The 22,924-nt window shown below is 54.6% G+C and carries 24 protein-coding genes and 1 riboswitch; of the genes, 3 read left to right on the top strand and 21 right to left on the bottom strand.

Going from position 1 to position 22,924, the window contains the following annotated elements; all coding sequences use genetic code 11:
• The first annotated feature begins 131 nt into the window (after positions 1-131).
• Positions 132-545 carry a hypothetical protein gene (locus FHS72_RS16610; protein WP_183530875.1) on the top strand — a complete coding sequence of 138 codons (414 nt, stop codon included), beginning with the start codon at positions 132-134 and terminating at the stop codon, positions 543-545.
• Here the strand turns inward: FHS72_RS16610 and FHS72_RS16605 are convergent.
• From FHS72_RS16605 to miaB, 11 genes are all read right to left on the bottom strand, one after another.
• The gene (locus tag FHS72_RS16605; protein ID WP_183530874.1) at positions 542-1,162 is read right to left on the bottom strand and encodes a (d)CMP kinase; all 621 of its coding nucleotides are present in this window, start codon (positions 1,160-1,162) and stop codon (positions 542-544) included. The two genes, FHS72_RS16610 and FHS72_RS16605, sit on opposite strands and share 4 nt — an antisense overlap.
• Positions 1,159-2,511 carry a 3-phosphoshikimate 1-carboxyvinyltransferase gene (gene aroA, locus FHS72_RS16600; RefSeq protein ID WP_183530873.1) on the bottom strand — a complete coding sequence of 451 codons (1,353 nt, stop codon included), beginning with the start codon at positions 2,509-2,511 and terminating at the stop codon, positions 1,159-1,161. Before aroA ends, FHS72_RS16605 begins: the two co-directional genes overlap by 4 nt.
• A gap of 146 nt (positions 2,512-2,657) precedes the next feature.
• Entirely contained in the window at positions 2,658-3,371 is a 714-nt protein-coding gene (gene trmB / locus FHS72_RS16595; RefSeq protein WP_183530872.1) for a tRNA (guanine(46)-N(7))-methyltransferase TrmB, read from the bottom strand.
• Between the two features lie 70 nt (positions 3,372-3,441).
• Positions 3,442-4,623: a methionine adenosyltransferase gene (gene metK / locus FHS72_RS16590; protein ID WP_183530871.1), complete on the bottom strand. Its 1,182-nt coding sequence runs from the start codon at positions 4,621-4,623 to the stop codon at positions 3,442-3,444.
• Between the two features lie 7 nt (positions 4,624-4,630).
• Positions 4,631-4,678, bottom strand: a riboswitch (SAM-SAH riboswitch).
• 36 nt (positions 4,679-4,714) lie between these two features.
• The gene (lnt, locus tag FHS72_RS16585; protein WP_183530870.1) at positions 4,715-6,232 is read right to left on the bottom strand and encodes an apolipoprotein N-acyltransferase; all 1,518 of its coding nucleotides are present in this window, start codon (positions 6,230-6,232) and stop codon (positions 4,715-4,717) included.
• On the bottom strand, positions 6,216-7,106 hold the full coding sequence (locus FHS72_RS16580; RefSeq protein ID WP_183530869.1) for a hemolysin family protein: 891 nt from the start codon (positions 7,104-7,106) through the stop codon (positions 6,216-6,218). Before FHS72_RS16580 ends, lnt begins: the two co-directional genes overlap by 17 nt.
• A 35-nt stretch (positions 7,107-7,141) precedes the next feature.
• Positions 7,142-7,636, bottom strand: a complete 495-nt coding sequence (ybeY, locus tag FHS72_RS16575; protein WP_183530868.1) for an rRNA maturation RNase YbeY — start codon at positions 7,634-7,636, stop codon at positions 7,142-7,144.
• A 33-nt stretch (positions 7,637-7,669) separates the two neighbouring features.
• Positions 7,670-8,701: a PhoH family protein gene (locus FHS72_RS16570; RefSeq protein WP_183530867.1), complete on the bottom strand. Its 1,032-nt coding sequence runs from the start codon at positions 8,699-8,701 to the stop codon at positions 7,670-7,672.
• A gap of 157 nt (positions 8,702-8,858) precedes the next feature.
• On the bottom strand, positions 8,859-9,191 hold the full coding sequence (locus FHS72_RS16565) for a hypothetical protein (RefSeq protein ID WP_183530866.1): 333 nt from the start codon (positions 9,189-9,191) through the stop codon (positions 8,859-8,861).
• Between the two features lie 11 nt (positions 9,192-9,202).
• Positions 9,203-9,808, bottom strand: a complete 606-nt coding sequence (locus tag FHS72_RS16560; protein ID WP_183530865.1) for an OmpA family protein — start codon at positions 9,806-9,808, stop codon at positions 9,203-9,205.
• A 180-nt stretch (positions 9,809-9,988) separates the two neighbouring features.
• Positions 9,989-11,266 carry a tRNA (N6-isopentenyl adenosine(37)-C2)-methylthiotransferase MiaB gene (miaB, locus tag FHS72_RS16555; RefSeq protein WP_246414837.1) on the bottom strand — a complete coding sequence of 426 codons (1,278 nt, stop codon included), beginning with the start codon at positions 11,264-11,266 and terminating at the stop codon, positions 9,989-9,991.
• Between the two features lie 174 nt (positions 11,267-11,440).
• Here miaB and FHS72_RS16550 point away from each other — a divergent pair, with 174 nt between their 5' ends.
• Positions 11,441-12,301, top strand: a complete 861-nt coding sequence (locus tag FHS72_RS16550) for a glycosyltransferase family 2 protein (protein WP_183530863.1) — start codon at positions 11,441-11,443, stop codon at positions 12,299-12,301.
• 1 nt (position 12,302) lies between these two features.
• Here the strand turns inward: FHS72_RS16550 and FHS72_RS16545 are convergent, their stop codons facing one another.
• From FHS72_RS16545 to irr, 3 genes are all read right to left on the bottom strand, one after another.
• Positions 12,303-12,839: an REP-associated tyrosine transposase gene (locus FHS72_RS16545; protein WP_183530862.1), complete on the bottom strand. Its 537-nt coding sequence runs from the start codon at positions 12,837-12,839 to the stop codon at positions 12,303-12,305.
• Positions 12,840-12,888: 49 nt separating this feature from the next.
• Complete coding sequence (locus tag FHS72_RS16540; protein ID WP_183530861.1) at positions 12,889-13,647, bottom strand: hypothetical protein; 759 nt, start codon at positions 13,645-13,647, stop codon at positions 12,889-12,891.
• 114 nt (positions 13,648-13,761) lie between these two features.
• On the bottom strand, positions 13,762-14,190 hold the full coding sequence (gene irr, locus FHS72_RS16535; protein WP_183530860.1) for a Fur family transcriptional regulator Irr: 429 nt from the start codon (positions 14,188-14,190) through the stop codon (positions 13,762-13,764).
• Positions 14,191-14,355: 165 nt separating this feature from the next.
• Between irr and fabA the strand changes: the two genes are divergently transcribed.
• Positions 14,356-14,865, top strand: a complete 510-nt coding sequence (gene fabA, locus FHS72_RS16530) for a bifunctional 3-hydroxydecanoyl-ACP dehydratase/trans-2-decenoyl-ACP isomerase (RefSeq protein ID WP_183530859.1) — start codon at positions 14,356-14,358, stop codon at positions 14,863-14,865.
• Positions 14,866-14,905: 40 nt separating this feature from the next.
• Here fabA and FHS72_RS16525 read toward each other — a convergent pair whose 3' ends face one another.
• From FHS72_RS16525 to FHS72_RS16495, 7 genes are all read right to left on the bottom strand, one after another.
• Positions 14,906-15,760, bottom strand: coding sequence for an ABC transporter permease (locus FHS72_RS16525; protein WP_183530857.1), 855 nt, complete (start codon positions 15,758-15,760; stop codon positions 14,906-14,908).
• A gap of 1 nt (position 15,761) precedes the next feature.
• Complete coding sequence (locus tag FHS72_RS16520; protein ID WP_183530855.1) at positions 15,762-16,625, bottom strand: ABC transporter permease; 864 nt, start codon at positions 16,623-16,625, stop codon at positions 15,762-15,764.
• Position 16,626: 1 nt separating this feature from the next.
• Positions 16,627-17,730: an ABC transporter ATP-binding protein gene (locus FHS72_RS16515; protein WP_183530854.1), complete on the bottom strand. Its 1,104-nt coding sequence runs from the start codon at positions 17,728-17,730 to the stop codon at positions 16,627-16,629.
• A 62-nt stretch (positions 17,731-17,792) separates the two neighbouring features.
• Positions 17,793-18,854: an extracellular solute-binding protein gene (locus tag FHS72_RS16510; RefSeq protein ID WP_183530853.1), complete on the bottom strand. Its 1,062-nt coding sequence runs from the start codon at positions 18,852-18,854 to the stop codon at positions 17,793-17,795.
• Between the two features lie 150 nt (positions 18,855-19,004).
• Positions 19,005-20,150, bottom strand: coding sequence for an iron-containing alcohol dehydrogenase (locus FHS72_RS16505; protein ID WP_183530852.1), 1,146 nt, complete (start codon positions 20,148-20,150; stop codon positions 19,005-19,007).
• A 4-nt stretch (positions 20,151-20,154) separates the two neighbouring features.
• Complete coding sequence (locus FHS72_RS16500; RefSeq protein WP_183530851.1) at positions 20,155-21,528, bottom strand: aldehyde dehydrogenase family protein; 1,374 nt, start codon at positions 21,526-21,528, stop codon at positions 20,155-20,157.
• Positions 21,529-21,534: 6 nt separating this feature from the next.
• Positions 21,535-22,899 (bottom strand): glutamine synthetase family protein, encoded by a 1,365-nt coding sequence (locus FHS72_RS16495; RefSeq protein ID WP_183530850.1) that lies wholly within the window; start codon positions 22,897-22,899, stop codon positions 21,535-21,537.
• Between the last annotated feature and the right edge of the window lie 25 nt (positions 22,900-22,924).

Raw genomic sequence — 22,924 nt, 5'->3', positions numbered from 1 at the left:
ACCCCATTCGATAAACCCGGCAGGTAAACAAAAGCTCAATTCAGGAACGAGAATGCCGCACTTTTTGTTAAAACTTGCATGCTAGCCCACAATCGAGCAGTGAGAGGCAAGTCAAAATCAGGAGCTGCAAAATGTCACTTAACGAAGCAATGGCCGTATTCGGACCATCGTGGCTGCGCGTTTGGCTGCCGCTTTTGATGTTGGGCGGGTTTATTGCGCCGCTAGTATTGTTGATTTGGCGTAAAAGCCGTTTGATCGGCGCAATTTCAGTGGTTGCTGGCATCATTGCCGCCATCGCCACCGACTATATGTATAAGCAGATGGGCTATGTGAAACTGCTCGGCCTAGCCCACATCATCGTTTGGACCCCGCTGATCGTCTATTTGATTTTGGAAAATCGCAAAGACGGCATGCCCGTTTGGCCGAAGCGGATCATCACGTTTATGATCGTCATTATCGGAATTTCATTGGTGTTCGATTACGTCGATGTGGCGCGATATTTCATGGGTAACACAGTGCCGCTTGTGAGTTATGAGCCTGTTTAAGACGCTGACTGAGTGCGGATTCTATCAACGGCATTGATCGCCGCCGCCACAGCTTGCTCAATCGACATGTCCGAGGTGTCGATCAAAGTCGCATCGTTCGCCACGATCATTGGTGCTTCGGCGCGTTCGCTATCGCGTTTGTCGCGCGCAATAACGTCCACTAACACTCCTTCGAGCGTTACGTCTTGCCCTTTGCCCGCGAGTTCTTTGTAACGCCGATCCGCACGACACGCGGCCGACGCCGTGACAAACAGTTTCACATCAGCGTCGGGGCAAATAACCGTGCCAATGTCGCGTCCGTCCAAAACGGCGCCACCTTCACGTGTCGCAAAATTGCGTTGGAAATCGACGAGCGCGGCACGCACATCCGGGTTCACAGCGACCTTGCTGGCAGCCTGCGCCGCGTCGGACGTGCGTAGATCGTCACGGTTCAGATCAGACGGGTCGAGCGTTTCGGCGGCGTGCACTGCGTCCATACCGTCGTTCACCTTTGCCCCAACAGCCCGATACAACAGGCCTGTATCAAGATGCGCAAAGTCGAAATGCGCCGCGACGGCCTTGGATATCGTGCCCTTACCCGCAGCCGCAGGTCCATCAATCGCGACGGTAAAAATCATGAATTTGCCCGCACCAGCTGCGCACCAAGCCCCGTCATCAAGCCTTCAAAGATCGGGAATGATGTCGCGATTGGTGATCCATCGTCCACCGTCATCGGCTTTTGCGTGGCCATGCCCATCACCATAAAAGCCATCGCAATCCGGTGATCCAAAACGCTGGCTACGGTCACACCGCCAGGCACATTACCGTGACCCAGGCCTGTGACTTTCCACCAATCATCGCCCTCGTCTACAGTGACACCAGCCGCGCGAAGCCCCTTGGCCATTGCATCGATCCGGTCGCTTTCCTTGACGCGCAATTCCTTGACGCCCTGCATGTCGGTCACGCCCTCGGCAAAGGATGCGACAACCGACAACACAGGATATTCGTCGATCATGCTCGCGGCCCGCGCCGGTGGCACAGCGATCCCTTTAAGGTTAGGCGAGAACTTCGCACGCAAATCCGCAACAGGTTCGCCGCCTTCTTCGCGCATATTCTCATAAGTCAAATCGGCGCCCATTTCGCGCAACGTGGTAAATAATCCAGCGCGGGTTGGGTTCAGACCGATGTTTGGCACCAGCACATCTGATCCAGGCGTGATAATCGCGGCGCACACAGGAAACGCGGCTGATGACGGATCGCGCGGCACGATAATATCCTGCGGTTTCAACTCAGGTTGTCCGGTGAGTGTGATCACACGACCTTCATCAGTGTCCACAACCGTCAATTCAGCACCGAAGCCAACCAACATGCGCTCTGTATGGTCGCGGGTCGCTTCTTTCTCGATCACAACGGTCTGGCCAGGCGCGTTGAGACCAGCCAACAAAACAGCAGATTTCACCTGCGCGGATGGCACAGGCACGACATAGCGCACAGGCAGCGGATCAGCGGCACCAACGAGCGTCATTGGCAAACGACCACCAGTACGACCAACGGTCTGCGTGCCAAACAAGTCGAGCGGATCAGTGACGCGACCCATCGGACGACCGTTCAACGACGCATCGCCCGTAAACGTAACCGTAATCGGCGAAGTCGCCATCGCGCCCATGATCAAGCGCACGCCGGTCCCAGAATTCCCACAATCAATCACGTGATCAGGTTCGGCAAAGCCTCCAACACCAACGCCAAACACAGACCATTTACCGCCGCCGTGATCGGTCACTTCAGCGCCAAACGCACGCATCGCCTTGGCGGTATCCAACACGTCTTCGCCTTCCAGCAATCCGGTGATGCGGGTCTCACCAACAGACAACGCGCCCAGAATAAGCGAGCGATGCGAAATAGACTTATCGCCCGGCACGTTTGCATCGCCCATCAGAGGGCCGCAAGGGCGGGAGGTCATTGGGATTGGGGTGCCGTGGCCGGACATGGGACGCTCCGTTTTAACTGTCAGCCCCGTTTAGCGCAGGTGGCCAAGAGGGTCCACAACGCAACACGTCTTTGGCCAAAGCTTCTTTGACTTCTTCTAAATCCCCGCCGGAGGCATCCGATTTTTCGCGAAAAATCGACTCTGCGTCAGTCGCGGCGGAATGTCATGTAATGAGGCGTCCGATCTTCACGGATCGCCTTCTGCTCGTATCGTGTCGAATGCCAATCATCCCACGCCACGCGCCAGTCCTCGGGACATTCCGCGGTCCAGGTGAAACCTGCTTTAGGGACCTCTTCCATGGTTTGACGCACGTAATCTTTGATATCCGTCGCAACCCGAAACTCTGCCCCCGGCTTCATCACACCATGCAGAGGCACTAGATGCTCTTGCGTGACAAACCGCCGCCTGTGATGCCGTGTTTTCGGCCAAGGGTCTGGATAGTTCAAGAACACTTTGGAAATAGACTCAGCAGGCAGCACATCGAACATATCCCGCACATCACCCGGATGCACAGCTAGGTTCGTCACATTCGCCTTACGGATTTTACCGAGCAACATCGCGACGCCATTCATATAGGGTTCGCAACCGATCAAACCGATTTCCGGATAGCTCGCGGCCATATGCACCATATGTTCGCCGCCGCCAAAGCCGATTTCCAGCCAAATTTCCTTGTCGCCAAACAGTGACTTGAGATCAATCGGGTTACGGTCAGGGTTCAATTCCCAATCCACAGCACCGGGCGACAAAGCCGCAAGATCCTCGTCGAGGTAGACTTGTTGACTGCTACGCATGGTCTTGCCTTTGAAGCGACCATAAAAGTTGCGCCAAGGTGCGCCGGAGGGGTGTTTATCCTGTGTCATGGGCTGCGATGTAGCAAGGGCAGACCGCTTGCGCAATCTGCCCTTGTGAAACTTGTCGCTGTTGACTGACTTACACGGCTGCTTTGAGCGCTTCGATCAAGTCGGTTTTCTCCCAAGAGAACCCGCCATCAGCCTCTGGCGCACGTCCAAAGTGACCATAAGCTGCTGTCCGCGCGTAAATAGGACGGTTCAGTTGCAGATGTTCGCGAATACCGCGTGGTGTCAGGTCGATGACTTGCGCGATAGCTTTTTCAAGTGCCGCCGGATCAACTTCGCCAGTGCCATGCAGGTCCGCATAGATCGACAACGGTCGCGCCACGCCAATCGCATAAGACAGTTGGATCGTGCATTTCTCAGCCATACCAGCCGCCACAACGTTTTTCGCCAAATACCGCGCCACGTAAGCCGCTGAGCGGTCCACTTTGGTTGGGTCTTTGCCTGAGAACGCGCCACCGCCATGCGGGGCTGCACCGCCGTAGGTGTCCACGATGATTTTACGTCCAGTCAGACCTGCGTCGCCGTCTGGCCCACCGATCACAAACGTACCCGTCGGATTCACCCACCATTCAGTTTTCGGCGTGATCAATCCATCAGGAAGTACGTCGCGGATATACGGTTCAACAATTGCACGAATGTCGGCGCTGGTCTGCGTTTCCAACGCGTGCTGCGTCGATAGCACAATGGAAGTAACTTCAACCGGCTTGCCGTTTGCATACCGCAACGACACTTGGCTTTTCGCGTCAGGTCGCAACGTAGGTTCGGTGCCGTCTTTGCGCACCTCAGCCAAGCGGCGCAGGATCGCATGGGAATACTGAATTGGCGCAGGCATCAACTCTTCAGTTTCGGTCGTCGCGTAACCGAACATGATACCTTGATCGCCAGCGCCTTCTTCTTTGTCCACAGCGGAATTCACGCCCTGCGCGATGTGGGCAGATTGTTCGTGCAGAAAGTTCGTTACGTTGCACGTCGCGTGGTGGAATTTGTCTTGCTCGTAGCCGATGTCTTTGATCGCGCTACGCACGATACCTTCGACTTGGCCCATATATTCGGTAAGTTTGCTTTGATCGGAAAGGCCAACTTCGCCTCCGACAACAACTTGGTTCGTTGTGGCAAAGGTTTCACAGGCGACGCGCGCCTCTGGTTCTTCTGCAAGAAACGTATCAAGAATCGAATCCGAAATACGGTCACAGACCTTGTCAGGATGCCCTTCAGAAACAGATTCCGAAGTAAAAATATAGTCTTGTCTGGTCATGAGGTCGTGCTCCAATGAATATCTCTGCCACGTCAGGAAGCCGTTGTGGCAGGCTGGGATTGGACCTAGGCCGCCCCGCCCCACAGGTCAACTAAAATTGTCTCTTTCGCCAGAACAGGCCGGACATAAGCACAATCAGCAACAGAAATACGGGAATGTCGCCGTATTTGCTATAAGGCGTCGGCGGCAAGGCATCGGGTAGCACCGCATCAATGAAACCAGCGGTATTCATGTTGATAGAGGCGGTGATCTTGCCATATGGGTCGATCATTGCGCTGACACCAGTGTTAGCAACACGGACCATCGGCAACCCCTGCTCAATCGCTCGTAGTCGCGCTTGTGCAAGGTGTTGATACGGCCCCGCATCCTTGCCGAACCATGCATCATTTGTGATCAAGACCAAGGCCCGTGGGCGCGTTTCGGTCCCACCGACTTCTTCGGCAAAAATACCCTCGTAGCAGATCAATGGTCGAATGGGTCCAATGCCCGGCACGTTTATCGTGCGTATCCCTTCGCCAGCGCTGAACCCGCCGCCGTAAGACGATCCGAACCCTTGGATTCCAACGTTGTGCAGCAGGTCACCGCCCGGCACATATTCACCGAACGGGACCAGATGTTGCTTGTCGTAGAACGCATCAATCGCCCCGCCGCGCCCCATCAGGACAAAACTGTTAAAGTACAGCCCGCCTTGCGCACGGTTTACACCGACGATCAGCGGCGCACCACGCGCAGCCTCTGACACGAGCTCAAGCTCAGGGTCCGCGTAATTCAGCAGCGTCGGGATCGCGCTTTCGGGCCAGACAATCAGGTCGGGAATCTCACCAGTTCCAGTGAATTCCAGCATCCGATTAAAAAAGATGTCACGCTTTTCGATATCCCACTTTTCGTCTTGCGGGGCATTGGGTTGAATGAGGCGGACGATGGGGCCATCGTTTAATGATCGCGCGACTGACGTAGTGGCAAGGTTAACAAATGCAAACATCGCCGCCGTCGCCACCGTCAAGGCGGCGCTGCTTAGTCCCATTTTGACACGCCCGACACCCAACATAGCGAGGCTCGCCGACAGAAGCGTCACGATGAGCGTTAGCAAATGCGGCCCACCCACGGCAGCCGCTTGCCCGAGAAATGTTGGGATCAGGACATGCCCCAACAACGCCCAAGGAAAGCCAGTCAGGATCAATGATCGCAACGCCTCGACAGCAACGATGGACAAGGCGAGACCAATGATGCCGCCCTTGAAAACCTTATGCGTGATCCCTGCGGCCAGCATCCAGAACAAAGCAAATCCCGCAGCCATCAGGACAACTGCAAACGGGGCCATCCAACCGTCGCGGGCGATATCGACGAGGAATGGCGAGATAATCCAGCGCAGTGAAAAGCCGAAATACCCGACGCCCAGCGCCCAGCCGTGCCACAACGCTGTGCGTAGATCAGGCGCTGATCGCATCAGAAAAAGCGCAACAGCGAGGCCAATCACACTGGCAAACCACCAATCAAGCGGCGCATGACCGAGCGCGATGAACACGCCCAGCGCCGCAAGGATACCGCCCCGCCCTTTCCATCCCAAGCGCGCAAAGCGCTCGAAAATGTCGTCAGGCCTCTGCAGCATTTGGCAATCGCACCCGCAGACGTTTGATCCGGCGCGGGTCTGCATCAACCACTTCGAATTCGACACCATCAGGATGGCTGACGATTTCGCCGCGCGCAGGCACATGGCCTGATAGCATGAAGACCAGCCCCCCAAGCGTGTCGATTTCTTCTTCGTCAATTTCGTGGTGTGCAGTCAGGACGATACCAATCTCGGATTCAAACGGTTCAAGCTGCGTTTTCGCAAGCGCAGAATACACACCGGGGCCTTCAAGCACCCACAGCTTTTCCTCTTCGACGTCGTGTTCGTCTTCAATCGCACCAACGACCTGCTCGATCAAATCTTCGATCGTCACAAGCCCGTCCGTGCCACCATATTCATCAATCACTAGAGCCATATGTTTGCGTTCCTGCTGCATCTTTTGCAGCAAAACACCCAACGGCATCGACGGTGGCACAAACAACAATGGCCTCAGAATTTTACGCAGATCAAACGGACCCGGATTTTGCTGGAACCCGTAAGCCAGCGCAAAATCCTTCATGTTGACGTTGCCAAGCGGCGTATCAAGTGTGCCATCGTAAACTGGCAAACGGGTCATGCCACTTTCGCGGAACACGTCCATCAGGTCCTGCTGCGACAGCGTGACAGGCACCGCGACAATATCCGATTTGGGAATCGACACATCCTCAACCCGCATTGACCGAAGGTTACGCATCCCGGGCATCGCAGGCTGCGGATAAATCAAATGGGGTTTGTCAGGGTCAGGATCAGGGTTATCCCCCGGACCACTAAAAGCATCAAAAAAGCGACCAATAAAGCCGCGGTTCGTTTCTTCGTTCTCCTCGTCGAGCGCGCTATGCGCCGCGTTCGAGGATCCGTCCGTTGTGTCGCCCATTAATCCTTGCCTAAAAACACACCCAAATACGCGGGTTATTCCCTATATGGGTCAGCCAACCCCAAATTGCCAAGGATTTCCGTCTCTAATCCTTCCATTAATGCGGCATCCGGCTCATTTTCGTGATCAAAACCCAACAGATGCAGTGTTCCATGGACGATCAGGTGCGTCACATGGTCCGCAACAGGCTTGCCCTGCTCCGCAGCTTCGCGCGAGCAAGTGTCATATGCGATGGCAATATCGCCCAATTCATTGTCAGGACCCGGCGACGGCATCTCGGGCATGTCGCCGGGTATGTCGGCCGCGCGTTCGTCCGATGGCCAACTGAGAACATTTGTCGGTGTGGACTTGGCGCGGAAGTCTTGGTTCAGCACCGCGATGCGAGCGTCGTCGCAGGCCAAGATGCTGACCTCAAATTCGGACGCCTCTAAACCTAAACGCGTCAAAGCAGCGTCGCTGGCGACCACGGCGAGTGTTTCGAAATCAAGGGCCACCCAGCGCGGGTCTTCGATGATGACGTCAACGCTCATGCTGGATGCCTCGATTTTTCGCGAAACATCGTATCATTTGGGATCGTCGGCTTCATAGGCTTCGATGATCGCGGCAACCAGTGGATGACGCACCACATCTTTGGACGTGAAGTAGTTAAAGCTGATCTTCGGGATCGTTTTCAATAAACGTTCCGCATCCCACAGCCCAGACGTCACGCCGCGCGGCAAATCAATCTGCGTCCGGTCGCCAGTAATCACCATCCGTGATCCTTCACCAAGGCGGGTCAGGAACATTTTCATCTGCATCGGCGTCGCGTTCTGCGCTTCATCCAGAACAACAAATGCCCGAGACAACGTCCGTCCGCGCATAAAGGCAAGCGGCGCGATTTCGATCCGCTTTTCTTCGATCAGCTTCGCCGTCTGTTTCCCAGGCAAAAAGTCATTCAGTGCATCATAGAGCGGCTGCATGTAAGGATCGACTTTGTCCTTCATATCACCGGGCAGATAGCCAAGTTTTTCCCCCGCTTCGACCGCAGGGCGCGACAGAATGATCCGGTCCACTTCGCCGTTGATGTACATGTTCACAGCAACGGCGACCGCGAGGTAGGTTTTCCCCGTCCCAGCAGGTCCAATACCGAACGCGAGTTCTTTCTCGAACAAAGACCGCACATATGCCTTTTGCGCCTCGGTCCGTGGTTCGACCAATTTCTTGCGCGTCTTAATCTCGACCCGCGCACCGCTCACGCCTTTGAACAGTTCTTTCTGGTCGCCGGGTTCTGCGGCACCACGCACCTCTGCTGGCCCCATCCGCAGCTCACGGTCAATATCGCCGTCTTCCAACGACTTACCCGCCTCTAGCCGCCCATATAAAGACTTGAGTATATCGATAGCATCTTTGCGAGGCTTCTCCTCGCCTACCACAGCGAGTTCGTTGCCACGCCTGATGATCTGCACCGAAAGCCGATCTTCGAGCGTCGCGAGATTACGGTCAAATTCGCCGCAGAGATCGATCAGTAAATAGTTGTCAGGAAAGGCAAGCAGGGATTCAGATACGTCATCGTTATGCTGAACACCATTATCGGGGGTCTGGTCGCTAGGGGTCAAACAACTCTCCTGATTGTAAGCGGCAGAATCTGCGTTAACGCTATCGTCGCAATATGCGCAGACTTGCGCAAGCACTGCTGCGCGACATGACGCTCAAACATGAAAAAAGGCCGCGGAAATATCCGCGACCTTTCTCGAAAATCTGAACTGCCCTGATTTAGAGCGTATCAGGAATGTCTGTACCTTCGCGGAACGGACCTGTTGCTGTGTTTGGCGGTGCAACACCGGAACACACAGGACGACCATCAGGTGTCAGGCGCTCTGACAAGTAGCCTTCAACACCGTCGTCGATGATCCAGTGGTCACATCCGTTTGGATCGACCCAGATACCAGCGACAAGCTGTGAAAGGGATTTGCTATCACGGCCACCATCGAAGGACCGTTCTAGACCTGTCCGCTGACCACCTTCAAGCTGACCAACAACCAATTCTGCGCACCCAGATACTGTCAAACCAGCAACGAGCAGGGCGGAAACTTTAACCATTTTCATCATACTGCTCCTTACTTCAGACAAATGACTTCGACGCGACGGTTCGCAGCATAAGCTGCAGCAGAGTTACCTGCTTGTGCCGGACGACGCTCACCAAAACCACGAGCTTCAACAACGTTGACGCCTGCGGATCGTGCAACATTAGCAACCATATCGGCGCGACGCTGGGACAGACCCATGTTATATTCATCAGATGCGTTGGCATCTGTGTGGCCATAAATCATGACGCCATAGGCGTCGAGATTAGCAAAATAGCTCATCAGCTGGCTTTTCCGGCCTTCCGCAATCCACGCTTCATCGTTTGCAAACAATGTATCGGACGGGACAACACCGCAAACTTCCTGACGGCGGCACACTGGGCTACCATCACGGTTACGGTGTGGGGACATGAAGCCTTCGAAGCCATCATCAAACACCCAGTGTTCGCAGCCGTCGGGATCAACCCAGATCGTTGGCGTGTATTCTTCACCAATGATTGTGCGGTTGCCATTGGTCGCCTCGACAACCACCGTTTGTGCAGAAACAGGAGCTGCAATCATTGCCACCGACAGTGCTGCCGCTGCAATTGCAAACACCGACTGCGATGACTTTCTAAAATTGAATTTCGCCACGACCATATCCCTCGCTTTGCGTCTCAAAACCAAGACGGAAACACATACCGTCTACTTTAATTACGTTAGCTACATTTGTACCAAGATTAGGACCCGTTGTAAGACCTAATAACCACATATTGCATCCAGAACGGAAACTGTGCGGTCGCCTCTCAAGCATTGAGCCGGAATTTGTGACAAACTAAGTTAAAATTGTGGCGATTTCGACAGATTTCCCGCCAAAGAGTTGGTTTCTGACCGAGTGATTCTCACTTTTCGAACCTTGCCGATTGAATCCAACGGCGCTTCGGCGAACACGGCATGAAGATATTCGGACTTTCCGATCATCTGCCCTGCTTCGCGTCCGGCTTTTTCGAACAATACCGAGACCTCACGACCAACCATGCTTTCTTGCGTCTGCACCTGTTGTTCACGCAGCAGGCCTTGCAGGCGCTGCAAGCGTTCGTTCATCACATCTTCGGGCAATTGCGGCTTTTCAGCAGCCGGTGTGCCCGGGCGTGTGGAATACTTGAACGAATAGGCTTGGCCGTAGTGCACTTCGCGAATGAGGCTCAGCGTATCTTCAAAGTCTTGATCGGTCTCACCGGGGAAACCAACGATGAAGTCACCGGACAGCAAAATATCAGGCCGCGCCGCGCGGATGCGTTCGATGACACGAATATAGCTTTCGGCGGTGTGCTTGCGGTTCATCGCCTTGAGGATTTTGTCGGACCCCGCCTGTACCGGTAAATGCAGGTAGGGCATCAATTTAGAACAGGTGCCATGAGCCTCGATCAGCGCGTCATCCATGTCGTTAGGGTGTGACGTGGTAAAGCGGATGCGCTCCAGCCCGTCCACCTTGTCCAGCGCCCAAATCAGACCAGCAAGCCCGCCGTCATGGCCGTGATAGGCATTCACGTTCTGGCCCAACAGCGTGATCTCACGCACGCCCGTTTCGACCAATTCCTGTGCCTCGCGAATAATCCGGTCCGCAGGGCGTGATACCTCGGACCCGCGCGTGTATGGGACCACACAGAAGGCGCAGAATTTGTCACAGCCTTCTTGCACGGTCAGAAATGCTGTTGGCCCGCGCTTGGCTTTGGACCGTCGTTTCAGCGTGTCGAATTTGTCGTCGTCAGGAAAATCGGTATCCAGTGCCTTTTTGCCCGCCTGCACCGCGTCGTCCATCGCTGGCAAACGGTGATAGCTTTGCGGTCCCACAACCAGATCGACAATCGGCTGACGGCGCATGATCTCTTCGCCCTCGGCTTGGGCCACACATCCAGTCACACCGAATTTCAAATCAGGCTTATCAATCTTCAGCGCCTTCATGCGGCCCAGTTCGGAATACACCTTTTCCGCCGCTTTTTCACGGATGTGACATGTGTTGAGCAAGATCATGTCCGCGTCTTCTGGCGACTTTGTCTCTACATAGCCATTCCCGCCCAGCGCTTCAGCCATGCGTTCGCTGTCATAGACGTTCATCTGACATCCATAAGTCTTGATATATAACTTCTTTGGGGCGGGCGTGCGGTCTGACATCTGTGACATCCTGAGCAAGTGCAAATCAGTCGCTGTCCTACCCCGAGCCGCCCGTGCTTGCAATGCAGGCAAACTTCGCGGCAAAAGAGAGCACATGTATCACGAACGGACCCGCCTATGATGTATCCCGATTTATCTAGTTTTCTGCGTGACGGCAAAGCGGCATTGGCCAAGGGGCCTATTGGGCTGATCATGGTCGAGGATGACGTCGAGGTTCGGTCAACGATCGCGCACCATTTGCGGGCTGGGTTTCAAGCCTTGGTTGTGTTCGCGAGCGACGAAATCGTACCGTTGGCGGGTTTGGATCAAAACGTGCATTGGGTGACACACGACATGTCCGAAGATGCGGCGTTAGAAAACGCGGTGAATGGTGTGATCGCGGCCGCATCCGGCAAATGGCTATATTACTGTTATAATAGCGAATATCTGCACTACCCATTTTCGGATGATCGCACAGTTGGCGAAATGCTGGCCTTTAATGCTGAAGAACGCCGTGAAACGATCATGACCTTTACGGTCGATCTCTATGCGGGTGATCTGAATGAAGCGCCCAATGCTGTATCGTTAGAGAACGCACATTTGGACACGTCCGGTTACTACGCATTGGCCCGTTGGAACGGCGAAGACTACGAAGAACGACAGCTCGATTTCTTTGGTGGGCTACGCTGGCGGTTCGAGGAACACATGCCATGGACGCGCCGACGGATTGATCGCGTCAGTCTATTCCGCGCACGTCCCGGTTTGCAGCTTCAAGCGGATCACACGTTTAATTTGCCGGAATTCAACACATATGCGTGTCCATGGCACAATAACCTAACGGCCGCGGTCTGCTCGTTCCGAACAGCCAAAGCGTTAAAACGCAATCCGGGCAGTCGCGATGCGATCCAAGATTTCAAATGGCGGTCTTCAACCCAGTTTGAATGGTCATCAACCCAGTTGATGGACCTCGGCCTGATGGAACCGGGGCAATGGTTCTAAACTAGGCAACTGTCGTTGTCCGCGCCCGATACGTTTTAGGCGGTTGCTGCGGTCGAAATTGCAAGCCACGTCCCCGCGTATGCAGCGATGACAACGCCCAGTCACCGGGCCGCGTCACCAATCCTTCTGATACCGGCGCATGGATAATCAAGTGTTCATGCAGATCGTAGTCGGCCTGATCGCGGATATCGTGCTGCCAGAAGCTGCGTTGCCAAATCCCTTTTTCACGCCGCCGGATCATCGCTGGCGACAAATCAGCCGGATCGGGTTTCGGGCAATGCCGCGAAAACGTGGATTTGATGATCCGCCAACGCGCAGCATGATCAAAATCCTTGTCCGGTAACGTCCAAATCATGTGAAGTTTCGCAGGCAAGATCACAGCCGCCACAATTTGAAACGGCATAGACTTGCTGCAAACACGTATGGACTGCCGCAAAACATCGACTTGATCCACCAACAGGCGCGAAGTCGTATCCTGAAGGCGGACAGTAAAGAACGTGGCGTTCGTGGCGAGAATCGGGTGCATAAAATCGGTCATACCCCGAAGTTAGCTTCAGCAAGGTTAACAGAACCTGAATCGCTACACGTTATCCAACTTGCTCGTCATCGCAGCCACCAAGCCTAGGCGTGTCCCCCACCGCAAATCCAGACTTTCTAAACAGCGCGAGGTCGGCTTTACTTTTGGTCAGCCACGACAGACCAAAGGCCCAAATTCCCATCGCCTCGAACCAGAAAATCAGATTGTAGTCCAAAACGATCTCGCGTCCGGTGCCGCCGATAAAGCGTTTGAAAACAACGGCCAGCGCGGTCAAAATAAGCGCGGCAATTATCGTCCAGCCACACGCGATATACACACGCCTGCGTCCCATGCTGCATGTCCGCGCGAATTTTACAAAACAGAACGCTGCAAGGCTGGAAAAGAAAACGAACGCCGAGAGGTAGTGAATAATCGGTGTGAATTCCGCACCAAGCAAATGTTGCGTCATGCTTGCAACTTTGACGCCACCACCTTCATTCGGAAAGAATGCGACGCCGAATGCACTGATCCCAGCAGTCGTTGCCAGCCAATCATCGTCGATCCATTCACCTTCTTCGCGGCGATATCCACGGTAGGAAATCAGAAACACGCCAATTGCACAGAGCGTCCCGACAAAGATATCGCGATAAGTCGTGTGGTAAAAATCACTGATCGTCGGCTCGATGCGCCCCACCTCGGAATCGACGCGCGGCAGATCCAGCAAGCCACCCAAGATCAAAAACAGCGGCAAGCACATCCCCAGAAGCCCAAGCGCTGTGCGCACCCGCGTAAATGACAAAACCAAGTCGGTGTGATGTTGCTTTGGCATGATATGCCCTCGACTATCGTTTCCAACCTTTCCCGCAAGGCGAACTTACAGGACTGGGATAACGATAGGATGGCAGATGGCATTCGCCTACTCAAGGTAGGCGAAACCTGACCTTTAGGTACGGCGCAGGCGAATCACGACATCAACCGAAGCGATTTCTGCGCCTTCGGGAATATCCGGTAATTTCGAGATTTCCAACTGATCAGCAGCAGCATCAGTCAGCTTGTGGTCGTCTTCCCAGTAGAAATGTGGGTGATCTGTGATGTTCGTGTCAAAATAGCTTTTGGACCCATCAACCGTAATTTCACGCATCAAACCAGCATCGCAAAATGCGCGAAGTGTGTTGTACACAGTGGCCAGTGATACTTTTTCACCATGTCGCGAGGCGGCGTCAAACAGACTTTCCGCGGTGACATGTCGGTTCTGACCGTCGCCAACGAGCAATGTTGCAAGCGTGACGCGCTGGCGTGTGGGACGCAGATCGGCTGATGCCAACCATGTGTTGCCCCTGTGTGCTGCGGTGTCTTGTGCGGTCTCGATCATCGACGATTGTCTCCTTACTGTCCTAATATGGCGTAAATCTGAGTAGGATCAAACGAAAACCCTATAATTTAGCGCCTCATTTCGCGGCAAAGCGGCACACTTGCCCTTAAGTTCACGCAAATGGTAAAGGTAGACAAAGCAACTGACCAAAAAAGAGCCAAGCCATTGTCCCAATATCCGAGCAGTTTTGACAAAGAAGCCCTTCTGAAATGCGCAGCAGGCGAATTATTCGGCCCCGGCAACGCGCAACTTCCTGCGCCGCCGATGCTGATGATGGACCGGATCACCGAAGTCTCCGCCGACGGCGGCGCACACGGTAAAGGCAACATCGTCGCTGAATTCGACATCACGCCCGACCTGTGGTTTTTTGAATGCCACTTCCCCGGCAACCCGATCATGCCCGGCTGTTTGGGCCTTGATGGCCTGTGGCAGCTGACCGGCTTTAACCTGGGCTGGCGCGGCTGGCTGGGTCGCGGCTATGCGCTGGGCGTTGGCGAGGTGAAACTGACAGGCATGGTGCGACCAGAGCGCAAAATGCTGACCTACAAGATCGACTTTACCAAAGCGATCCAAACACGCCGCCTGACCATGGGCGTAGCTGACGGGATCGTCGAAGCCGACGGCGAAGTGATCTATCAAGTCAAAGACATGAAAGTCGCATTGAGCGAGAGCTAACGCCACCGGAATTGGCGGCCCAGACACGGGCCGCCATTTTCTATTCCTTGGACTTTTGGAACATCAGCGACATCAATCCAAGAAGTGCTGAGACGATAATCAGCAGTAATGACACCGCATTCAGCACAGGCGTCGAGCCTTGCTTGAGCTTATCAAACATTTCGATCGTCAGCGGTGAATCCGAGCCAACCAACATCAGCGTCGTGTTAAAGTTCTCGAAACTCATCAGGACAGCCACCACCCCTGCCCCGACAATCGCGGGCATCAGGAACGGCAGTGTGATCTGACGGATCGCGCCCCACTTGGTCGCGCCAAGGTTCAATGCGGCTTCTTCCAAGCTAGAATCAAATTTCTGCAACCTTGCCGAGATGACCAGCGTGGCGAAGGTTGTAATGAACGAAAACTGGCCCAAGATCACAAGGATCAAACCGGGACGCAGTCCGTCGAACCACAAGCCTGTCGCATCCTCTAACGTGTTAGCGACAGAGCTGGCGAACACCAAGATCGAGATGCCTAAAATTACGCCCGGAATAATCAGCGGCAGCAGCATGAGGATATAAAGAAACCCTTTCCCGCGGAAATCGTGCCGCACAAATAGAAATGCGTTGCAGGTGCCCACGGCCACCGACAGCGCCGAAACCCACATTGCCACGAAGGCCGAAGTGCCAATCGCGCGGATAATGCTGCGTTCGTGGAACACGCCGACGAACGGAGCTTCGGTGCCAAAGAACCACGCCATCGTGAAACCTTCCCACGGCAATGACGGGAAGACGCTGTTGTTGAAGGCGAGCAGGCAAACGACGCTCAGCGGTAAGGCGAGGTAGACGAAAAACAGCGTGACATAGGCCCGGTAGGACCATTTGAGCGCGTTGGATTGGGGGACTGTTGGGATCATGTTACCGCCCCATCGTGTTGGAAAGGGACTGCCGCGACAGCTTGAGCCCGATGAAAACCACGGCGGATGACAGGCCCAGCAGAAGGAACCCGAAAGCGGACCCAAGTTCCCAGTTAAAGCGGGTGATGAACTGCGTATAGATCAGCCCCGTGAACCACAGGCTGTCTTTGCCACCTAGCAGGATCGGCGTCAGATAGTTGCCCAGCGATAGCATAAACACAACGATACAGCCCGATACGATACCCGGCATGGCGTGTGGAATAACGATTTCACGCAGGATCGACGTGCCCGTACCGCCAAGGTCATAACCCGCCTCGATCAAGCTATCGTCGAGACTGTCCAGCGTCGTCACCAAAGGCACAATCATAAACAGGATCGACGTATAAACGAGGCCCACGAGGATCGCCGCATCGTTATACAGGAACTCGATTGGGGTATCTATAACGCCGATGTAGAGCAGGAAATTCGACAGCACGCCGGTTTCGCGCAGCAGGATCATCCAGCCGTAAGTGCGGACCAATTCGGACACCCAGAACGGGATCAGGCACATCAAAAACAATGTCGTTTTGGTCCGCCCCCGCGTTAATTTCGCGATATAATACGCGATGGGAAACCCGAGGACCAATGTCAGCGCGGTGGTCAGGATCGACATAAATGCGGTGCGTGCAAAAGTGCGCCAATACAGCGGTTCATTGAAGAAAACGGCGTAGTTCCCGAAACCCGTCTCGTATTCGCGCACGCCGACCTTTTCGCTCATCGACACGGCGAACAATCCCATGTGCGGCAGAATGATCAGCGTGACCAGCCACAATATTAACGGCGACAACAGCAGGTAAAACCCGAGCTTTGATTTATCCGACACCATGCTATTCACCCGCCGGAAAACAACGGGCTTGGGCGGGGTCCCATTGCGCGTAGACCGTGTCGCCCTTGTTCAAGCCAAGGAACGCGCCAGTTTGCGGCAGCGCCACATTCATCGTCTCGCCTGAGGTCGCGTCGCGCAGAATGGCGAGACTGTTCGCGCCGTTGAACAACACACTATCGACGGTGCGTTCGCTGGCGTTGCGTCCGTAAGTTGCATCAGGTTTGGTCAACGAGAGCTGGATTGCTTCGGGGCGCACGTAGATTTGCGCTTGTCCGCCAATCTCTGGGCGTTGCTGCGTCGCCCGCCCATGCAAGGCCACGCCGCCGTCAGTCAAGATCGCAACGATCTCGCCGTCAACGGATGCTACCTTGCCTTCAAACCGGTTCGCGTCACCGACAAACCCCGCGACAAAGGCATTCGCAGGTTCGAAATACAGGTCTTTTGCGGTGCCTATCTGATCAAAGCGACCCTTGTTCATCACGGCGATGTTGTCGCTCATGACCAACGCTTCGGATTGGTCATGGGTGATGTAAACAAAGGTGGTGTTGAATTCAGCTTGCAGCGATTTCAGCTCGATCTTCATGTGTTCGCGCAGCTTGAGGTCTAACGCCCCCAACGGTTCATCCAACAGCAAAACGTCAGGTTCCAGAACCATGCACCGCGCAATCGCGACCCGTTGTTTTTGGCCGCCAGACAGTTGTTCCACACGACGCTGTTCAATGCCGGGCAGGCCGACCCGTTCGAGAACACGTTTCACGCGGGTTGTGATTTCGGATTTATTTACGCCGCGCTGACGCAGCCCAAAGCCAATATTTTCGCCGATATTCATCATCGGAAATAAAGCGAGATGTTGGAAAACCATCGACACGGGGCGCTTGTTTGGCCCGACGCCGATCATGGATTTACCTTTGATCAGCAGATCGCCACTGGTCGGAAATTGAAACCCCGCGATCATTCGCAACAAAGTCGTTTTCCCGCAGCCTGACGGCCCGAGGATCGAAAAGAACGATCCTTGCGGCACATCGAAACTGACCTGATCGACCGCCTTAAAGTCCTTGAAATTCTTTGTTAACTCTTTGCACTCAAGGTCAGGTGTCGCGGACATATTTTCACTTTCTAAATAAAAAAGAGGGCACATTCCGCGCCCTCTTTCACAGTCATGATTGCTTAGTTTGCGGCGTTGATCCGGTCAAGCGTCGCACCTTCGAGCATTTCCAGACCTGCTGGCACTGGTGGATACCACTTGATGTTGTCGATCGCCGCTTGGTCAAAGCTAGCCTGGTAGCGTACTTTGAGATCAGCGTTCACACCTTCATCGCCACCAACAGATGCGGTAAAGTTACCGGCTGTGTTGGTGATCATCGCGGCCACATCAGGGCGCATCACAAAGTTGATCCAGTCATAAGCCGCATCGTCCGCGCGGCCACGTGCGGGCAGAACGAACGTGTCGATCCAGCCCAACGCACCGGACGCAGGCGCCACAAAAGTGATGTCCGCGTTGTCCGCGTTCAACTGCCAGCCGCCAGTGTCCCACGCCATGGATGCAACAACTTCGCCAGAGCGCAGCAAGTTTTTCAACTCGTCGCCGCCGTCCCAATATGTTTTCACGTTGGCTTTACAGGCGGTCAGAGTTTCTTCAACTTGATCCAGAATGCCTTGGTAAGCGGCTTCGTCGTCGTAGGCCGCAAATGGATCAAGGCCCATAGCAAAGCCGAACCCGATCAACGTTGGACGCTTTAGGCGGTAGGATACTTTGCCAGCGTAAGCGTCGTTACACAGATCAGTATAGTCAGCAACATCACCTGCTTCGGCCGTGTTCACGACCAGACCGCTAGTGCCCCAGATGTGTGGCAAACCGAAGACGTCGCCATCAAATGTAGTGTTGCTAGCCGTTGCAGCCAACATGGATGGGACAATCTGCGCCGCGTCAACACGCTCCATGTCGATCGGTTTATAAATGCCGAATTCTTCCTGCGCGGATGTGATCCGGTCTTGGCTGGGCTGGGCAAGGTCAAACCCGCCGCCGTTTGTCGCCCGCAACTTGGCAATCATTTCTTCGTTGTTTGATGTGGTGACTTCTACAGTGTGGCCTGTTTCGGCCTCGAACATTGCGATAACTTCTTCTGGTGCGTAGCCGCCCCATGTGAGCAAACGCAATGTTTCAGCGGATACTGACGTGGCAGAAATCGCCGCCATAAGCACTGTCGTTGAGACTAATCCAAGTTTCATTACAAATTCCATTCATCCGAGTTGTGATAACCCAATAAGGGCGATCAAGATAACAAGAGTCCATAGTCTTGCTTTGTAAAAGGCGTGTAACAAAGGGCAGACTTACAAAATAAAACCGCCCTTTGTTGAAAATAATTATCTCCTAACTTATCAAAGACAGGCGAGAAGTAATGCTTTTGTATTCTCTTTTGTCATCTTAACGGGATTGCCACCTGTGCTTGGGTCAGCCAGCGCACCCGCAACTATACGGTCGATGTCGGGGTCTTTAACACCAAGTTCTGACAGTGTTTTCGGAATACCTAGCGATGCATTCAACTCATCCACATACGCGCAGAACCCATCAAAGCCACCGTCGATGCCGAGATAATTTGCCGCGTCGGTGATGACACCCGTGATCGCGGGTTTGTTAAATTGCAGCACTGCAGGCATGCAAACCGCATTCGTCGTGCCGTGGTGCGTGTGGTGCATCGCGCCAATTGGATGCGACAACGCGTGGATTGCGCCAAGCCCCTTTTGGAACGCAGTCGCCCCCATTGCCGCCGCCGACATCATATGCGCGCGCGCTTCGATGTCATTCCCGTCAGCGTAAGCGCGTGGCAGGTATTCCTTAACCAAACGCATGCCTTCCAGTGCCATACCCTGCGACATCGGGTGGTAGTGCGGCGAACAAAAGGCTTCGACGCAATGTGCAAAGGCATCCAGTCCAGTGCCTGCGGTGATGAAATTAGGCATACCAACAGTCAGCTCTGGATCGCAGATCACGACGGCTGGCAGGAATTTCGGGTGAAAGATGATCTTTTTCTCTTGGGTTTCGGAATTGGTAATGACCGACGCGCGGCCCACTTCCGATCCGGTCCCAGCCGTTGTTGGCACGGCAACAATCGGCGCGATCGCGTCTGCGTCGGCGCGGGTCCACCAGTCGCCGATGTCTTCAAAATCCCACAGCGGGCGGGTTTGGCCCGCAAGAAACGCAACCAACTTGCCCAGATCAAGACCAGAGCCGCCGCCAAACGCGATCACACCGTCATGCCCGCCAGCCTTATAGGCCGCGACACCAGCTTCGGCGTTTTTCTCATTCGGGTTCGGGTCCACGTCGGCAAAGATTGCACGACCAAGGCCAGCGGCCTCTAGCAGGTCCAGTGTTTTCGTCGTGATCGCCATTTCGGCAAGGCCACGATCCGTGATCAGCAGCGGTTTTTTGATGCCAGCAACAGCGCAGGCGTCAGCGATTTCAGCAATGCGGCCAGCGCCGAAACGGATGGCTGTCGGGTATGACCAATTTGCGGTGATGCTCATTTTATTAAGCCTTCTTAAGGTGGTATGATTTTGGACGTGTCAGGTTGTGGTAGCCGATTACAGACAGCCCACCACCGCGTCCGGTGTCTTTGCAGCCGGTCCAGCACAGGCCCGGATCAAGGTAGTCGGCACGGTTCATAAACACGGTGCCGGTTTCGATCTGGTCAGCAATTGCTTCGGCACGATCAGCGTCTTGTGTCCAGAGCGATGCGGTCAGGCCAAAGTTGCTATCGTTCATCAGCGCGATTGCCTCGGCGTCGTCTTTGACGGGCATGATGCCGACAACGGGACCGAAGCTTTCTTCGCGCATGACGCGCATGTCGTGGGTCACGTTGGTCAGGATTTGCGGCATCAGATAGGCGCCACCATCTTCGGGGAAATTCGCCGCGTCGATGTGGGCTTTGGCCCCTGCAGCAATCGCTTCTGCCGCTTGACTGCGCACTTCGTCCGCGAAACGCACATGCGCCATCGGGCCAAGCGTCGTTTCAGGCTCTAATGGGTTGCCCAATTTGTAGCCGTTCACAATCGCCACGGCCTTTTCGACAAAGGCGTCAAACAGGCTTTCGTGCACGTAAATCCGTTCGATCCCGCAACAACATTGACCGGAATTGAACATCGCACCGTCGATCAACGTATCCACGGCCGCGTCCAAGTTTGCGTCTTCCATGACGTAACCGGGGTCTTTGCCGCCCAACTCTAGCCCGATGCCTGTGAACGTGCCGCTGGCCGCTGCTTCCATCGCTTTGCCACCACCAACAGAGCCGGTGAAATTCACGAAACCAAAGGTACGTTGCGCGATCAAATCCGCGGTGGTTTTGTGGTCAAGAAACACGTTCTGAAACACGTTATCGGGGATGCCAACGGAATGGAACGCCTGCGCCAGACGTTCACCCACCAGCAGCGTTTGCGAGGCATGTTTCAGCATCACCGCATTACCCGCGATCAATGCGGGGGCCACGGTGTTAATCGCTGTCATATAAGGATAATTCCAAGGGGCCACGACCAGAACAACGCCGTGCGGTACCCGTTTGATCACGCGCTTGAACGCATCGCTATCCTCGACCACAATCGGGGCAAGCGCGTCTTGCGCGATCTCGGCCATGTAGCTGGCGCGTTCGTTGAAGCCGCCAAATTCGCCGCCGTAACGGATAGGGCGGCCCATCTGCCACGCGATCTCTGGCACGATTTCATCGTTCATCGCGCCCACGGCTGCGACGCCTGCTTGCACCAGTGCGATACGCTCTGCCAATGGCCGCGCGGCCCATGCGATTTGGGCTGTTTTGGCACGCGCGGCGGCGTCAACAGCGGCGTCATGCGACAGCGTTTCACGGGTTGCGTAAACTGACCCGTCGATGGGCGAGATACAGGTGATAGTCATTTTCGGTTAGGCCCTTTCAAAGCCGCGTGCGATTTCCCAATCGGTCACGGTGCGGTCAAATTCTTCTTGTTCCCATTCGGCGGCGCGGGTGTAATGGTCAACCACATCGTCGCCCAAAGCGTCGCGTAAAAATGCAGAGCTCCGCAACGTCAGCGTCGCCGCGCGTAGCGTTTGCGGAATATCCGCCGCCTTTGCGTCTTCGTAGACATCGCCAGTAGTGGCAGGTGGCAAGTCCAGCTTGTCTTCGATGCCTTTGATCCCGGCCGCGAGCATCACAGCTTGTGCCAGATACGGGTTCAAATCTGATCCACCGATCCGGCATTCCACGCGCACGCCTTTGGTGTTTTCACCGCATAGCCGGAAGCCAGCCGTGCGGTTATCTACGGACCAAACCGTCTTGGTTGGCGCGAACGTGCCTTTGGCGAAACGTTTGTAACTATTGATATATGGTGCCAGAAAGTAGGTGTAATCAGGTGCGTATTTGATAAGTCCTGCCATGTAGTGCGCCATCAATGCGGACATGCCGTGCTTTGCAGACTTGTCAAAAAACGCAGCCTCGCCGTCTTTCCAGAGCGACTGATGCACGTGACTGGATGATCCAACGCGGTCTTTGTGCCATTTTGGCAGGAACGTCGCAGAACAGCCCTGTTGCCACGCGATTTCCTTGATCGCGTGTTTCGCAATCGAATGATAATCTGCGCAATCCAAAGCGGGCGAGTAGCGGATGTTCAACTCTTCCTGCCCAGCTTCGGCCTCGCCTTTAGAATTCTCAATCGGAATACCTGCCGCGAACAGATGGTTGCGGATTGGCCGCATTACGTTCTCTTCTTTGGTGGTCTGGAAGATGTTGTAATCTTCGTTGTATCCGCTGATTGGCGTCAGATCAGTGAAACCGCTTTTGCGGATATCATCGAGGCTTTTCTCAAAGAGGAAAAACTCAAGCTCAGTTGCCATCTTCGCGTCAAAGCCCAGCGCCTCAAGCCGCGCAATCTGCTTTTTTAGGATCGCACGTGGCGAATGCGGCACAGGCAAATGATCGTGGTGATCCAGAACATCGCACAACACCAGCGCGGTACCCTCAAGCCAAGGCACAGGACGGATCGTGCCCAGATCAGGCTTCATCACATAGTCACCGTAGCCAGACTGCCAGCTGGTCGACGCGAAACCGTCGGGCGTCGCCATCTCGATATCAGTGGCCAACAGGTAATTGCAGCAATGGGTCTCGTTGAACGATGTCTCAACAAAGTTAACCGCGTGAAACCGCTTGCCCATCAAGCGTCCCTGCATGTCCACAAAACACGCAAGGACGGTGTCGATTGATCCATCGGCAACGTGGGCTTTGAGATCATCAAATGTCATTAGTCCAGGCATGGTTTCTTACTTTCTGTCAGGGATT

Origin of the sequence: Yoonia ponticola, assembly GCF_014199395.1 — a bacterium.
GTDB lineage: Bacteria > Pseudomonadota > Alphaproteobacteria > Rhodobacterales > Rhodobacteraceae > Yoonia > Yoonia ponticola.
Note: the sequence above shows the minus strand (reverse complement) of the source record. Positions and strands in the feature narration are given on the sequence as shown.